The sequence below is a fragment of the Streptomyces sp. NPDC056160 genome, from assembly GCF_042268205.1.
GTDB lineage: Bacteria > Actinomycetota > Actinomycetes > Streptomycetales > Streptomycetaceae > Streptomyces.
Genome location: NZ_JBHJUW010000009.1, coordinates 1 through 13,957 on the forward strand (window position 1 = coordinate 1; position 13,957 = coordinate 13,957).

14 protein-coding genes are annotated in these 13,957 nt (G+C 74.1%); 6 read left to right on the forward strand and 8 right to left on the reverse strand.

Going from position 1 to position 13,957, the window contains the following annotated elements:
• Positions 1-80: 80 nt before the first annotated feature.
• Complete coding sequence (locus tag ACFC02_RS05030; protein ID WP_376352543.1) at positions 81-1,175, reverse strand: RNA polymerase sigma factor; 1,095 nt, start codon at positions 1,173-1,175, stop codon at positions 81-83.
• 165 nt (positions 1,176-1,340) lie between these two features.
• Here ACFC02_RS05030 and ACFC02_RS05035 point away from each other — a divergent pair, with 165 nt between their 5' ends.
• Entirely contained in the window at positions 1,341-3,125 is a 1,785-nt protein-coding gene (locus tag ACFC02_RS05035) for a DUF6350 family protein (RefSeq protein ID WP_376352315.1), read from the forward strand.
• A 72-nt stretch (positions 3,126-3,197) separates the two neighbouring features.
• Here the strand turns inward: ACFC02_RS05035 and ACFC02_RS05040 are convergent, their stop codons facing one another.
• Positions 3,198-4,076, reverse strand: a complete 879-nt coding sequence (locus ACFC02_RS05040; protein ID WP_376352318.1) for a hypothetical protein — start codon at positions 4,074-4,076, stop codon at positions 3,198-3,200.
• A 425-nt stretch (positions 4,077-4,501) separates the two neighbouring features.
• Between ACFC02_RS05040 and purN the strand changes: the two genes are divergently transcribed.
• The 3 genes from purN (at position 4,502) to ACFC02_RS05055 (ending at position 8,297) form a co-directional block, all read left to right on the forward strand.
• On the forward strand, positions 4,502-5,131 hold the full coding sequence (gene purN / locus ACFC02_RS05045) for a phosphoribosylglycinamide formyltransferase (protein WP_376352321.1): 630 nt from the start codon (positions 4,502-4,504) through the stop codon (positions 5,129-5,131).
• The gene (gene purH, locus ACFC02_RS05050) at positions 5,128-6,693 is read left to right on the forward strand and encodes a bifunctional phosphoribosylaminoimidazolecarboxamide formyltransferase/IMP cyclohydrolase (RefSeq protein ID WP_376352324.1); all 1,566 of its coding nucleotides are present in this window, start codon (positions 5,128-5,130) and stop codon (positions 6,691-6,693) included. The genes purN and purH overlap by 4 nt, the downstream gene beginning before the upstream one ends.
• A 131-nt stretch (positions 6,694-6,824) precedes the next feature.
• Positions 6,825-8,297 carry a hypothetical protein gene (locus tag ACFC02_RS05055; protein WP_376352326.1) on the forward strand — a complete coding sequence of 491 codons (1,473 nt, stop codon included), beginning with the start codon at positions 6,825-6,827 and terminating at the stop codon, positions 8,295-8,297.
• Here the strand turns inward: ACFC02_RS05055 and ACFC02_RS05060 are convergent.
• Both ACFC02_RS05060 and ACFC02_RS05065 read right to left on the reverse strand, forming a co-directional pair.
• Complete coding sequence (locus ACFC02_RS05060) at positions 8,290-8,661, reverse strand: ATP-binding protein (RefSeq protein WP_376352328.1); 372 nt, start codon at positions 8,659-8,661, stop codon at positions 8,290-8,292. The two genes, ACFC02_RS05055 and ACFC02_RS05060, sit on opposite strands and share 8 nt — an antisense overlap.
• On the reverse strand, positions 8,658-8,867 hold the full coding sequence (locus ACFC02_RS05065) for a hypothetical protein (RefSeq protein ID WP_376352331.1): 210 nt from the start codon (positions 8,865-8,867) through the stop codon (positions 8,658-8,660). The genes ACFC02_RS05060 and ACFC02_RS05065 overlap by 4 nt, the downstream gene beginning before the upstream one ends.
• Positions 8,868-8,985: 118 nt before the next feature.
• Between ACFC02_RS05065 and ACFC02_RS05070 the strand changes: the two genes are divergently transcribed.
• Positions 8,986-9,864, forward strand: coding sequence for a helix-turn-helix domain-containing protein (locus tag ACFC02_RS05070; RefSeq protein WP_376352333.1), 879 nt, complete (start codon positions 8,986-8,988; stop codon positions 9,862-9,864).
• Positions 9,818-10,024 (forward strand): DUF397 domain-containing protein, encoded by a 207-nt coding sequence (locus ACFC02_RS05075; RefSeq protein WP_376352336.1) that lies wholly within the window; start codon positions 9,818-9,820, stop codon positions 10,022-10,024. The genes ACFC02_RS05070 and ACFC02_RS05075 overlap by 47 nt, the downstream gene beginning before the upstream one ends.
• A 69-nt stretch (positions 10,025-10,093) precedes the next feature.
• Here ACFC02_RS05075 and ACFC02_RS05080 read toward each other — a convergent pair whose 3' ends face one another.
• The 4 genes from ACFC02_RS05080 to ACFC02_RS05095 all read right to left on the reverse strand — a co-directional run bounded on the left by ACFC02_RS05080 (position 10,094) and on the right by ACFC02_RS05095 (position 13,907).
• Positions 10,094-10,558: a hypothetical protein gene (locus ACFC02_RS05080; RefSeq protein ID WP_376352339.1), complete on the reverse strand. Its 465-nt coding sequence runs from the start codon at positions 10,556-10,558 to the stop codon at positions 10,094-10,096.
• A gap of 103 nt (positions 10,559-10,661) precedes the next feature.
• On the reverse strand, positions 10,662-12,407 hold the full coding sequence (locus ACFC02_RS05085; protein WP_376352342.1) for a serine/threonine protein kinase: 1,746 nt from the start codon (positions 12,405-12,407) through the stop codon (positions 10,662-10,664).
• A complete protein-coding gene (locus ACFC02_RS05090) occupies positions 12,404-13,186 on the reverse strand; it encodes an FHA domain-containing protein (RefSeq protein WP_376352344.1) in 783 nt (260 codons plus the stop codon). Before ACFC02_RS05090 ends, ACFC02_RS05085 begins: the two co-directional genes overlap by 4 nt.
• A gap of 157 nt (positions 13,187-13,343) precedes the next feature.
• Positions 13,344-13,907, reverse strand: coding sequence for a hypothetical protein (locus tag ACFC02_RS05095; protein ID WP_376352347.1), 564 nt, complete (start codon positions 13,905-13,907; stop codon positions 13,344-13,346).
• Between the last annotated feature and the right edge of the window lie 50 nt (positions 13,908-13,957).

Below are 13,957 nucleotides of genomic sequence, written 5' to 3' on the forward strand. Positions count from 1 at the left end.
GCCCCGGCGACATGCCGGGGCGGGCCCACCGCCGTGTCCGGACGGACACGCCCCTCGCCGCGGCCGGCCGGCCACATGGCCTACCTGGCCTCCGGCGCCAGCCGCTCCGGTCCCGCCGTCACCTCCTTCTTCAGTACGGCGCGCAGCTTCTGCTCGCGTCGCGACAAGGGCCCGAGCAGGCTCTGGGCGGGCAGGCCCTGCACCGCGTGGCCGGGGGAGACCGGCGCGAGGTAGTGCGTCGGCGCGGTCCGGAGGGTGAGCGCGGTGGCGCCGATGATGGTGACCGTGAACGCGATGGCGGACCGCGTCCAGAAGCGGGTGCTGCGCTCCCCGGCGGTCCGTACCGCCGCGGGCGGCGCGGGCGCCGCCGAGGCCGGCACCGACACGGCGGCCGACCCCGCAGCCCCCGCCCCGGCCCGTGCCGCAGCCCCCGCTCCGGCCCGCGCCCCGGCCGCCGCCCTCGCCTTCGCCATGATCCCCGTCCCCACCGCGATCCCCGCCCCAGCGGCCACCGCAGCCCCGGCGGTCACCGCCACCCCCGCGGCCGCGCTCGTCTCCGCCGCCGCCCCCACCGTCCCGGGCGTGCCCGTGGCTCCCGAGCCCGCGCCCGCCCCGGCGAGGTGCCAGGCCGAGCCGAGCCGGACCAGGCGCCGGTGCAGTTCCGCCGGGTCCGCGAGTTCCGGGAGGCACGCGGCGACGGCCTCACGGGCGTGCATCAGCCGGTTCGCCGCCGCCGGGGTGCTCGCCTCGGTCTCCGCCGCGGTCTCCGGCAGATCGAGCCCGACACCGTCGTAGAGGACCAGCGTGCGGCGGTAGGACGGCGGGAGGCGCAGCAGGGCGTGCTGCAGCGCGCGGTCGGCCGGGCCGGGCGGCGGGTCGGGAATGCGGTTGCGCGGGATGCAGCGGTGCCAGGGGGACAGCGCGCAGTCGTACGCCGTCGCCCGGACCCAGCCCGCCGGATCACGGTCGTTGGCGACCTTCGGCCAGTGCTGCCAGGCGAGTTGGAAGGCGCGCTCGACGGCTTCGCGTGCCCGCTCGCGGTGGCCGGTCAGCAGGTAGGCCTGGCGTACGAGGGCAGGGGAGCAGAAGGCGTAGAGCGCGTCGAAGGCCTGAGCGGGTGTCAGGGGTTCCCGTGTGCTCACGCCGGTGTTTCCCGCGACCTGAGTGCGGATCAGTGCGGGGGTCGCGCCGGGGGGTCGGTCCGTCGAGTGCGGTGGCCGTGGGTTGGCATGACTGTTCGTCACCGTGCGTCCCTCCGTGTGAAAAGGCACATAAAAGTATATTGAGCGACACAGCGGAGGTTCGCCTGTTGCGCCGGGAATGCGTGTGACGTTGGGAGCATGGCGGGCGTGATCCAGACGACGCCTCGACGTCCACCGCTGCCACGTCTGCGCACCCGGGTACGGGACCGTTCACCCGGCCTCGGCGCCGGCTTCCTGGGCGGTGCCGTCGCGGCGGGCCTCGGCCTCGGCTCGTTCGCCGTGCTCGACATCGTGCTGTGGATCAGTTCGCCCTACCCCGACAGCGGCCCGGGCGGCACGCTGCACGTGGCCGCTGCCCTGTGGCTGCTGGCGCACGGCGCCGAACTGGTCCGCACCGACACCCTGACCTCGGTGCCCGCGCCGATCGGGCTCACCCCGCTGCTGTTGGCCGTGCTGCCCCTCCTGCTGGTGCACCGCGCGGCGCGGGACGCCACCGACGGCGGTGACGGCGGACCGCTCGTCCCCCCGCGCACCGCCTGGGCCGGTGTCCTCCTCGGCTACCTCACCGTCGCCGTCGGCGCCGCGGTCTACGCGGCCGGCGGCGCGCTGCACCCGGCGTGGTTCTCGACGGTGGTGTGGGTGCCGTCCGTCGCCGCGGTGGCGGCGGCCGGTGGCGTCTGGGCGGCGTACGGCTGCCCGCGCGCCCCGCTGGACCGGGCGCTCGGCGCGCTGTCACCCGGCGTACGGCGCCTGCTGCTCGGGCCGGGGCCGCGGGCGCGGCTGGGCGCCTCGGCGCGCGCCGCCGGGGCGGGGGGCGTGGTGTTCGTCGGGGGCGGGGCACTGGTGCTCGGCGTGTCGCTGGTGGGGCACGGCGGAGCCGCCCAGGGCGCCTTCCTGAAGCTCACGGAGGGCTGGTCGGGGCGGTTCGCCGTGCTGCTGCTCTGCCTGGCGCTGCTGCCGAACGCGGTGCTGTGGGCGGCGGCGTACGCCCTCGGCCCCGGCTTCGCGCTCGGCGTGGGGCACACCGTCGACCCGCTCGTCTCCGCACCGGCCCCGCTGCTCCCGCCCTTCCCGCTGCTCGCGGCGGTGCCGGACGCGGGGCCCGGCTCCCCGCTGCACCTGGTGACCACCGCGGTGCCCGTGGCCGCCGGAGTGACCATCGGCTGGTTCGTCGCGGGCGCGGCGGTGCGGGAGGGGGCGGTGCGGGAGGGGCGGAACCGGCGGGACGCGCGGGACGGGGTACGGGCCTGGTCCTGGCGGCGGACGGCGGGCGGGGCGGCGCTGGCGTGCCTGCTGTGCGCGATCGGACTCGGGCTGGCCGCCGAACTGGCGGGCGGCCCGCTGGGGAACGCCGCCCTCGCCGCCTTCGGGCCGGTGGGGTGGCAGGTCATGGGGGCCGCTCTGCTGTGGACGTCGGCGGCGGCCGTGCCGACGGCCGTGGTGGTACGGGCCTGGCGCTGCCGCGGCGGCCGGGTCGTCGTGGCGGGCGCGGCGGCCGGGCAGCGGATCGGGAAACCCCGCGAGGGCGGCGGGGGCAGCGGCGCCCGGCCGGCCCGGCTCGCGGACACCGCCGGGCGGCTGCCCGCGCGCTACGACGTCACCCTCGAACCGTACGACGTCCTGCCCCTCGAACCGCCCGCCGCCCTCGAACCGGCCTCCTGGGAAAGGGGTCCTGGTTCCCCCGGGCCGGAGCCGGCCACGGCCGACCCGGGCCCGGCCCCGACCGGCTCGCTCTCGCCGGTGACGGTGGAACCGGGACCCGCCCACCGCGGCCCCGCCGAGCCGGACCCCGTCGAACCGGAGCGGGAGCCGGAGCCGGAGCCCGTGCTCGAGGCCGCCGACGAGCGCACCGAGCCGTCCGAACGCACCGACCCGCTCAAGCCGACCGTACGGACCGAACAGCCGCCCGACCGCACCGACTGACGCCTACGCGGGGCTACTGACGTTGTGCGCCAGGGCGTGAGGGCGCCCGTGCCCCGGCGCGTTCAGCCCGTCTCAGCCGTCCGTGCCCAGCATGCCGCGCAGTTCCCGCGGCAGGTGCTGGTCGCAGGACTGCTTGGCCTGGTGGGTGAGCGCGTCGTTCACGCAGGAGTAGTAGTCCTGGTAGACGAACTGCGCGGCGAAGCCCGCCGCGACCAGGGCGAGTGCCAGGGACGCGGTGACCAGGCCGCTGACCGCCGCCGTGACCTGGGGGCGGTTGGTCTCCGGCGCCGGGGCCGCGGCCGGGGCCGGGCTGTTCGGGTCGGGCTTGCGGGGCTTGGCGCGCAGCGCGCTGATGCCCCAGTACAGGGCGAGCGCACCGAGCAGCAGTGCGACGGGCGCCCAGCCGAAGAGCACGAAGAAGAAGGCCCACATGCCGGACAGCAGGGAGAACCGGGCGCGGCGCTGGGCGGGGTCCGCCGGGTCCCAGCGCGTGCCGGGGCCGGGCCTGTTCGCTCCGCCGCCGGGCTGTCCGGGGCCACCGCCGGGCCGCTCGGGCCGCTCACCGAAGCCGCCGGGGGAGCGGCCGGGCTGGCGGTCGCTCCACTGGCTCCCCCAGGGAGACTGCCCGCCGCCCTGCCCGTGGCCGTTTCCCTGGCCGGTCCCGTGGCCCTGGCCCTGCCCGGATGAGCCGGAGCCCTGCCCCGAGGGGTGGCGGGGCTGCCAGGGCCGGTCGGGCGTGCCCTCGGCGGGCGGTGCGAAGGGGTTGTCGTCCTGACCGGCGCTGCCGGTGGAGCCGGTGCCGCCTGCGGAGCCGGTGCGCCCGTCACCGTCCCCGCCCGTGGGTGCGTCGGGCGGTGAGGCGGGGCGCTCCCGCAGCAGCACGGCGCCGCGCTCCCCTCCCTGCACCGACAGCGGAGGGAGCGTGAGGAGTCGCGGGCTGCGGTCGGGCATCAAGTGAGCGTCTTCCCCTTGGTGAGTCACGACTGGTCGACTGGTCCGGCGGACCCGGCGGGCCCGTCGTCCGATCCGCGAGGCGATCCGGAAAGCCATCCCGACAGCGATCCGGAAAGCGATCCGGAGAGCGATCCGGCAAGCGGCCCGGAAGGCGATCGGACGGGCGGTCCGACAGGTCCCTCACCCCTTGAACGCCCGGAGCGCGGAGTGCGTTCCCCCGGTTTCCCCGGGCGTCCCCGGCGCGTTCCCGTACCAGGTCTGTGCAGACGCTACCTTCCGGCCACGCCCCCGTCCCATGGGGGCCGTCCGGAGTGCCGGTATCGTTGCTGGCGGTCGGCTGCTTCGTAGGCTTCCCCGTATCCGGGGACGCGAAGCATTCGTACGACCGTACAAAGACAGCTTCCCCGAGAAAGGGCCCCACCGTGGCCGCCAAGCCCGTGGCCAAGCGCCTCGTCGTGCTGGTCTCCGGATCCGGCACCAATCTGCAGGCGCTCCTCGACGCGATCGCCGAGTCCGGGGCCGAGGCCTACGGTGCCGAGGTCGTCGCCGTGGGCGCCGACCGCGAGGGCGTCGAGGGGCTGGCGCGCGCCGAGCGCGCCGGGCTGCCGACCTTCGTGCGGAAGGTCAGGGACTACGGCACGCGCGAGGAGTGGGACACGGCGCTCGCCGAGGCCGTCGCCGCCCACGAACCCGACCTCGTCGTGTCCGCCGGGTTCATGAAGATCGTGGGGAAGGAGTTCCTCGCGCGGTTCGGCGGGCGGTTCGTGAACACGCACCCCGCACTGCTGCCCAGTTTCCCGGGGGCCCACGGCGTCCGTGACGCGCTCGCGTACGGCGCCAGGGTCACCGGCTGCACCGTCCACTTCGTCGACGACGGCGTCGACACCGGCCCGATCATCGCCCAGGGCGTGGTCGAGATCCGGGACGAGGACGACGAGAGCGCGCTGCACGAGCGCATCAAGGAAGTCGAGCGAAGGCTGCTCGTCGAGGTCGTGAGCCGGCTCGCCCGCCACGGCTATCGCATCGAGGGACGAAAGGTAGTTATCCAGTGACCGCCGAGAGCAACAAGCGGCCCATCCGGCGCGCGCTCGTCAGCGTCTACGACAAGACCGGTCTGGAGCAGCTCGCGCGCGGGCTGCACGAGGCCGGCGTCGAACTCGTCTCCACCGGCTCCACCGCCGCGAAGATCGCCGCGGCCGGCGTGCCCGTCACCAAGGTGGAGGAGCTGACCGGCTTCCCCGAGTGCCTGGACGGCCGGGTCAAGACCCTGCACCCGAAGGTGCACGCGGGCATCCTCGCCGACCTGCGCCTGGAGGACCACCGGCGGCAGCTGGCCGAGCTGGGCGTGGAGCCGTTCGACCTCGTCGTCGTCAACCTCTACCCGTTCCGCGAGACGGTCGCCTCCGGTGCCTCGCCCGACGAGTGCGTGGAGCAGATCGACATCGGCGGACCCTCCATGGTCCGCGCCGCCGCCAAGAACCACCCCTCGGTCGCGGTCGTCACCAGCCCCGAGCGCTACGCCGACGTCCTCGCCGCCGTGCAGGACGGCGGCTTCGACCTGGCCACCCGCAAGCGGCTGGCCGCCGAGGCCTTCCAGCACACGGCGTCGTACGACATCGCGGTGGCGGGCTGGTTCGCCGCCTCCTACGCGCCCGTCGACGACTCGGCCTTCCCCGACTTCCTGGGCGCCACCCTGGAGCGCAAGAGCACCCTGCGCTACGGCGAGAACCCGCACCAGCCCGCCGCGCTCTACGTGGACGGCTCGGGCGCCGGCCTCGCCGAGGCGGAGCAGCTGCACGGCAAGGAGATGTCGTACAACAACTACACGGACACGGACGCCGCCCGCCGTGCCGCGTACGACCACGACGAGCCGTGCGTGGCCATCATCAAGCACGCCAACCCGTGCGGCATCGCGGTCGGCGCGGACGTCGCCGAGGCGCACCGCAAGGCGCACGCCTGCGACCCGGTCTCCGCCTACGGCGGCGTGATCGCCGTGAACCGGCCGGTCAGCAAGGAGATGGCCGAGCAGGTCGCGGACATCTTCACCGAGGTCATCGTCGCCCCCGACTACGAGGACGGCGTGCTGGAGGCCCTCGCCAAGAAGAAGAACATCCGGGTGCTGAAGGCCGCGGGCGCGCCCTCCCACCCGGCCGAGGTCAAGCCGGTCGACGGCGGCGCGCTGCTCCAGGTCACCGACCGCCTCCAGGCCGAGGGTGACGATCCGGCCAACTGGACGCTGGCCAGCGGCGAGGCGCTGTCCGCCGGTGAACTGGCCCAGCTCGCCTTCGCCTGGAAGGCGTGCCGGGCCGTGAAGTCCAACGCGATCCTGCTCGCCAAGGACGGCGCCTCGGTCGGCGTCGGCATGGGCCAGGTCAACCGCGTCGACTCCTGCAAGCTGGCGGTCGAGCGGGCGGGCGAGGAGCGGGCGCGCGGCTCCTACGCCGCCTCGGACGCGTTCTTCCCCTTCCCGGACGGCCCCGAGATCCTGATCGCGGCCGGGGTGAAGGCCATCGTCCAGCCGGGCGGCTCGATCCGCGACGAGCAGGTGGTGGAGGCCGCGAAGAAGGCGGGCGTGACCATGTACTTCACGGGCACGCGGCACTTCTTCCACTGAGCACGTCCCTCAGTTTCAACTGAGCAACACCCTTGGCCGGTTCCTTACGGTCGGTGGTCATCCGGGTCGGCGCCGCACGTAGCCTGTGCGGCCCATCCGGATGACCACCGCTGCGAGGACCGGCCGTCTCCATGACCTCTCACCCGGCCGGTCACCGGCCCCGCCCGCGCCTGCCCGTCTGGTCCCTCCCGGCGGTGTGGACCGTCCTGCTCGGCCTGTGGGGGCTCACCCGGCGGCACAGCGTGTGGCGGGACGAGGCCGCGACCTGGCTGGTGGCGCAGCGGCCGGCCGGCCAGATCTGGCACACCCTCCAGCACGTCGACGCCGTGCACGGGGTCTACTACCTGTGGATGCACGGCCTCTTCGTCTGCTTCGGGCCCGGCATCACGACCCTCAGGCTGCCGTCCGTGCTGGCCGTGGCCGCGGCGGCGGCCTGCGTCACGGTCATCGGCCAGCGCCTTCGCGGAGTACGGACGGGACTGGTGGCCGGGCTGGCCCTCCCGCTGCTCCCGGCGGTCCAGTTCCAGCTCCAGGACGGCCGCTCCTACGCGCTGGTCGCCGCCGGTGCCGCGGTCTCGACGCTGCTGCTGGTCACGCTGGGCCAGGGACGCGGCGGGGCGGGGCGGTGGGCCGCCTACGCCGGTGTGGTCCTCGTGACCGGGCTGCTGCACTGGCTGTCCCTGCTGGTGCTCCCCGCGCACGCCGTGACCCTGCTCTGGACGCGCGCCGGGCGTGGCGCGTGGGCGCGGTGGGCGGGGGCGTCGGCGTGCGCCGCGGCCGGGGTGCTGCCGCTGGTCCTCTACAGCCGGGCCCAGGCCGGCCAGGTGGCCTGGATACCGCCGTTGACCTGGCACATGATGATCGGCCCCGCCGTCCTGCTGGCGGTGGGCGGCCTCGCGGCCCTGGCGGACCGGCCGCGGGCGGGCCGGCTGTCGGTGGCGGCCGTCGGGCTGCCGCTGCTCGCGGTGCCCCAACTCGGCCTGATCGCTCTCTCGTTCATTCAGCCGGTGTTCCTGGACCGGTACATCGCGTTCAGCCAGCTCGGGCCGGCCCTGCTGATCGGCGCCGCCCTCGACGCGGCGGCGCGGGCGGCGGCACCGCGGTTCCCGAGGGCGGTCTCGTGGCTGGTCCCCGTGGCGCTCGCGGCGGCGGTGGCCGCGCTGCTGCCGCAGTCCCTGGCCGTACGGTCGCCGGGCAGCAGGGTGGACGACGTGCTGGCGGTGTCGGACCACGTGCGCGGGCTGCACCGGGACGGGGACGCGGTCCTCTTCGTCCCCGCGTTCCGGCGGGACACCGCACTGGTCTCGCCCGGCGCCTTCACCGGCCTGCGGGACATCGCGCTGGTCCGCGGCCCCGCCGAGTCCGGGACGCTCGGCGGCGAGGAGGCGGACCCGGCCGTGATCCGCGCCCTGACCCTGGCCGAGCGGCGGGTCCTGCTGGTCACCGACGCGTCCACCCCTGCCGGTTCGGCGGCGACGGCGCGGGACGGCGCCAAACTGGCCGTCCTGCGCGAGCACTTCACGGTCGTCGCCGACGAACGGGTGCGGGGGCGGCGGGTGACGGTCTACGAACGCCATTCAGCCGCCGACCCCCGGATCAGCTGACGGGCACCTCGCACCAGACGGTCTTCCCGTACGGCTCCTGCCGCACCCCCCAGCGCAGCGCGACCGAGTCGAGGAGCAGGAGACCGCGCCCGGACTCCTCCTCCGCGTCCGCGTGCCGCACCACCAGCCACGCGTGCGGCTCCCCGTCGGTGACCTCCACCCGGACCCGGCCGCTGCCCATGCCGTGCATCCGTACGGACACGGGGGTGCCCTCGCCGACGTGCCGGATCACGTTCGCCAGCAGCTCGCTCACACACAGCTGCACGTCCTGGCACGGCACGCCGAGGTGCTCGCGCACCGCCCGCCGCACCTCCGGCACGGCCTTGGGCAGCGCGAGCAGATCCAGCGCCAGCGGTGGCCTCACCCCGCCGCTCCCTTGCGCAGCGCGGCGGCCAGGGCCTCGGCGGTGGACAGGTTGCAGTTCCCGAGTGCGATGAGCGGGGAGGCGTACGTCCCCGCGACCGAGGGCGGTTCGAGCCCGAGCGAGGGGAGCGTGATGCCGTGCGCGGCGAGCGCGGCGCGCAGTGCCTCCAGGTGGGCCTCGGCTTCCTGGACGTGGGGTTGCGGCACGGGCGTACGCCTTTCTGTGTGCGATGCGTGACGAAGCACTCACACAGTGGCGTGGGGCGGCGTACCGTGAAAGGGGTTTGGGTTGCGCACGGTAACTGGTAAACGGTGGTGATGAGTTGTGCCTGCTCGCAAGGACCCCGACGCGTCGACGAGCGTCCCTTCCTTCTACGGCGCGGAGTTGCGCTTCAAGCGGGAGTCGGCGGGCCTCACGCTGGAGCAGTTGGCCGAGGGGAGCTTCCGGGGGATCTCGTTCCTGAGCCAGATCGAGCGGGGGGAGCGGCGGATGCCGGTCGATCTCGCCCGGCACGTGGACGAGCGGTTGGGGACGGACGGGTTTTTCCAGCGGCGTCATGAAGACGTGGCGCGGGCGCGGCAAGTGGGCATCGCCGAGTATTTCGCGGACGTGGCGGAAATGGAGCAGCGTGCACTGAGCATCGAGGAGTGGGCGCCGACGCTCGTACCCGGCTTGTTGCAGAACGAGGCGTACGCGGCGGTTGTCACGCAGGCGGCCATGCCCCGGGCGTCCGAGGAGGAGGTGACAGAGAAGGTCGTTGCCCGCATGAAGCGGGCTCGGGTCTTCACGGAACCCGCTCCGCCCAAGTTCTGGGTGACCATGGACGAGTCGGTTCTGCGGCGGCGGGTACTGCCCCCCGCGGGGATGGCAGATCTGCTCATGCACATCGCGGGGAGGGTCCGGTCCACGCGGTCGATTCTTCAACTGGTTCCGGAAACCTCGGGCAGCCATCCGCTCATGATGGGCATGCTCAAGATCATGACCTTTGCCGATGCGCCCCCGGTCGTGTACACGGAATCCCTGCACAGCGGCCAAGTCATCGACTATCCAGCGCTCGTGATGGACTATCGCGAGTCGTACGATCTGCTCAGGGCCGCCGCATTGGCACCAGGGGCGTCCCTGGCCATGATCGAGGCAGCGGCAGAGGACTACAGCAATGAAGCCCACAAAGACGACCGACCTGAGTGCGGCCCGCTGGCATAGATCCAGCTACAGCAACGGCACAGGCGGTGACTGCGTCGAAATCACGTGCCACCTTGCGCCGCTTGTCCCCGTCCGCGACTCCAAGGACCCCACGGGACCCGTCCTCCTCTTCCAGCGGAGCGCCTGGGCACCGTTTCTCGACGCGCTCAAGAACCGGTGAACGCATGGCGGTGGCCTCCGGCCCTCCCCCAGGAGGGGCCGGAGGCCACCGCCGTCATGCGGGCCCGGCTCAGCAGGGGCGCAGGGACCAGATCGGGTCCCACGTGGCCGTACCGGCCTCGTAGGCCGTGGACGTCCAGCGGACGCTGCCGTCCTTGTTGAAGAACCTGGCGACCGTGCCCGGCGTCTGGTTGTTGGTGAAGGGACCGTTGCCGGTCCAGTTGTTGAGGTTCCACGTCTGGCACTTGTAGAAGTCGAACTTCTGGCCGTTGACGAGCATGCAGAGGTGGCCGTACGCGCAGTCCAGGTCCTTCAGGGCGGCCTGGCTCTTGGGCGCGGCGGTGACGGTCAGGCCGTCGTAGCGGACCGCGTCGGCGGACACGTGCAGGGCCTTGGGATGACCGGCCAGGACCTGCTCGGCCTGCTGCTGGAGACCGGTCACCCGGGTGCCGGCCGGATCGGCGGCGGAGGCCGCGACCGAGGTGCCGGCGATCAGTGCGGCGGCTGCGGCGAGCAGCGCTGCGGGCTTCTTCACGTTCACAGGTTCCCCCATGTGACGAAGGTGGTCGTTCCGCCGGAGCGGAGTGGTTCCACCGTGGCAGGGGCCGCGTCCCGCGGGTACCTCGGAAGTCTCAGGGTCACTTCCGGCCCGGGGGCGTGTACTCCTTGAGGTAGTGGGCGACGCGGGCGCAGTAGTCGCGGTACTTCGGGGGAACTCCGCCCGCGCCGTTCACCTTCCGGAACGAGGTCCGGTAGGCGGCGGCGATCAGCACCCGCTTGTCGCCGGGCAGGCCCGGTCTCAGGTTCGGGGCGATGAAGCACAGGTAGCGGCCCATGGCGGGGATGGACACGGCGGCCGGGAACGGCGGCCGGGGGATCGTGGCCGCGGGCTGTCCGTCGGGCCGGATCCACCAGCGCAGCACGCGCGGGGTCCAGCGGGCGATGCCGTACTCGTCCTTGGCCGGGTCGGACAGGTTGGGGTCGAAGTCGCTCTCCGCCTTCAGCATGGCCGCGATCAGGGCGGGCGTGACGTCCGGGTTCGGGCAGGCGTGCGCGGCGTCGACGATCAGCGGCCGGTAGGAGGGCGGGACGCCCTGGTCGGTACGGAGTTCGGGGGCGCCGTAGGTGGCGGGGGCGACCGCGGCCGGCAGGGCCGCGGTGTCCTGGGGCCGGGTCGCGGTGGCCGCGGGGGAGGGCGGCGGGTCGTTCGCCAGGACGCCGATGCCGTAGCCGAGCGCGGCGACGGCGGCGGTGGCGAGCACGCCGCCCGTGAACAGCCGGGCACGGCCGCCCTGCGGAACGCCCCGTACGCCCCAGGGGCCCCGTCGTACGCCAGGCGTGCCCCGGACGCGCAGCCGCAGGGCGCCGGGCCGACGGGCGGTGCCCGCCGCCGCTTCCACGCGCCGCAGCAGGGCCTCGGTGCCGATCCGGTCCGCGTGCGTGCGGGTCAGGCAGTCGCGCAGTATCTCCCGCCAGGCGCAGGGGAGTTCGGGGCTCAGGGCCAGCCCGTCCGTGCCGCGGGCGTAGGCGACGGCGGCGTCCCGGCGGGCCGTCGGGGTGCCGCCGGGCAGCGGGAAGCTGCCGGTGAGGGTCAGGTGGGCGAGGACGCCGAAGGCCCAGATGTCGGCGGACGGGCGGACCTGGCGGCCGCGTTCGCCGATCTCGGACCAGAGCAGTTCGGGCGGGGTGTAGTCGGGGGTGGAGAAGGCGGGGGAGTAGGCGTGGGTGCCTTCGAGTTCGGCGGCCATGTTGAAGTCGGCCAGGCGAGCCGAACCGTCGCGCATCAGCAGCACGTTGGCCGGTTTCAGGTCACCGTGCACCCAGCCGGCCCGGTGCAACTGGGCCAGACCCTCGCAGATCTCGGCGAGCAGGGCGGGGCCCGCGGCGGGGCGGGGCCCGGCGGCGAGCAGGGCGGCCAGGGAACCCTCCGCCTTCTCCAGGACGAGGACGGTGGCCCCGTCGAGGCCGGGGCGGTCCGGGTCGTCGACGGTGAGGGTCTCGTACATCCGGATCAGCCGGGGGCGGCGCAGCCGGCGGTGCAGCGTCACCTCGCGTTCGACGAGTTCACGCAGATGGGCGAGGCGACGCGGGGTGCCCGTGCCGGTGGGCAGGAACTTCAGCGCGGCCGTCCGCGGCAGGTAGGGCGGGGCGCCGCCCGCGCCGGGCCCACCGCCGGCCCCGACGCCGTCACCCGCTCGGGCGCTGCTTCCCGCTCCTGTGTCCCCACCCGCTCGGACGCCGTCGGCCGCTCCGGCGCCGCCTCCCGCCCCGGTGCGCCGGGCCTCGTACACACTGCCGAAGGCGCCCGTGGCGATGGGCCGCCGTACCTCCCAGACGCCGACCCGGTAGCCGTGGGGCACCGGCACGGCGTACGGCTCGCTCACCGCTCCACCGGGCCGGGAGCGGCCGACAGCCCGCCGCGCACCGTCCGCCGCGGCGGCGCGGCCAGCACCACCAGGTCGTCCTCGCGTACCAGGTCGAAGCGGAGCGCGAGCGAGACCAGGGACTCCTTCTTGCCGTTGAGCCGCGGGCCCGTCTCGGCGGTGTCGGGGCCGGGTTTGAGACGGAGCTTCACTGCCAGGTAGTCGATGTTCCACTGCACCGACGTACGGGACGCGGCGGGCCAGGCGGGCCGCAGCCGCTCCACGACCTGGTCGACGGTGGGCAGCGGCGCGTGCGGGTCGCCCCGCAGCCGGGGCTCGCACAGGGCGGCGAGCACGGCGAAGTAGCGCTTGGCGCGGTCGACGGAGAACGCGGGCGCGGTGGGTTCGCCGTCCGGGCCGCCCGGACCGGCCAGGTAGTCGTGCCGGGGCGCCCACACCTGGATGGGCAGCAGGTCACCGGCGGCGGGCAGCACGATCCGGGAGAACTCGAAGGGGACGGGGGCGTCCAGCCGCCCCGGCCCGACCTTGATGTGCTCGCCCGCCCCCTCCGGGTTCTCCACGACGTAGGTCTGGTGGGCGGAGAGGTTGCTCAGTATCCAGAAGGCCCCGTGCGCGGTGATCTGCCCGGCCCGGCGGGAGACCCCGTCGTGCCCGATCACCAGGTCGTTGTCCGGGGCGGAGCGCCCGAAGGCGAGGCGGTCGCCGGGCGCGAGCCGGAACTGGCTGCCGGTTCGCTCGTCCTCCGTGGTCGGCGGAGGTACCACGATGATGCTGTACAAGGTGCGTCTCCCCGTGCCTGACGGCTACGGACCCCAGACTAGGGCGACGCACCAAGGCCGTGTCCCCCCTTGCGCGGGGTGAGACACGGCCCTGGGAGTGAATGGCGCGAAGTGGCCTGTGCCGGCCTGTGGGATGGTCGGACGGTCGGCCCGGACCTCAGTAACGCGGCCGGTTGAACCAGGCCTTGCCCTTGGAACCGCCGACGAAGCAGGCGATCAGGATGGCGAGGACCAGGTGGACGAGGCCCACGATGGTGAACGGCCACAGGCCGAGCACCGCGGTGATGATGCCGAAGACCAGGATGGTGATCCGGGCGCCGTTGCCGCCCGAGGTGAACTTGGTGGCCAGCACGGCCGCGAACACACCCCACGCGACCGCGAAGACCACCAGCGCCCACAGCCTGCCGGTCGAGTAGTCGGCGAGCTGCTGGAAGGCGGAGTTGTCCTTGAGACTGTCGTCCTTCTGGGCGGCGTTGATGGTGGCCGCCGCGACGGCGAAGATACCCGCGCCGATCACCTGGAGGCCGACGATCACCCACAGCATCACGCGGGCCGCGCTCACGTTGCCCGGCATGGTCTGCGGCGCGCCGCCGCCGTAGGGCTGCTGGACGGGCGGGGCCTGCGGGTAGCCGTAACCGGGCGCCTGGCCCTGCGGGGGCTGGCCGTAACCGGGCTGCTGCTGCGGGGCGCCGTAGGGGTTGTTCGGGTCGCCGTAACTCATGGCGGTGGTTTCCTCCGTGGATCAAGTGCGGGGACGACGCGCGGCACCGC

Bases quoted from the DNA above. Each gene is read 5' to 3' on its own strand.
- ACFC02_RS05035 (WP_376352315.1), top strand. From the start codon at position 1,341: ATGGCGGGCGTGATCCAGACGACGCCTCGACGTCCACCGCTGCCACGT.
- ACFC02_RS05095 (WP_376352347.1), bottom strand. From the start codon at position 13,907: ATGAGTTACGGCGACCCGAACAACCCCTACGGCGCCCCGCAGCAGCAG.
- ACFC02_RS05055 (WP_376352326.1), top strand. From the start codon at position 6,825: ATGACCTCTCACCCGGCCGGTCACCGGCCCCGCCCGCGCCTGCCCGTC.
- ACFC02_RS05040 (WP_376352318.1), bottom strand. From the start codon at position 4,076: ATGCCCGACCGCAGCCCGCGACTCCTCACGCTCCCTCCGCTGTCGGTG.
- ACFC02_RS05075 (WP_376352336.1), top strand. From the start codon at position 9,818: ATGAAGCCCACAAAGACGACCGACCTGAGTGCGGCCCGCTGGCATAGA.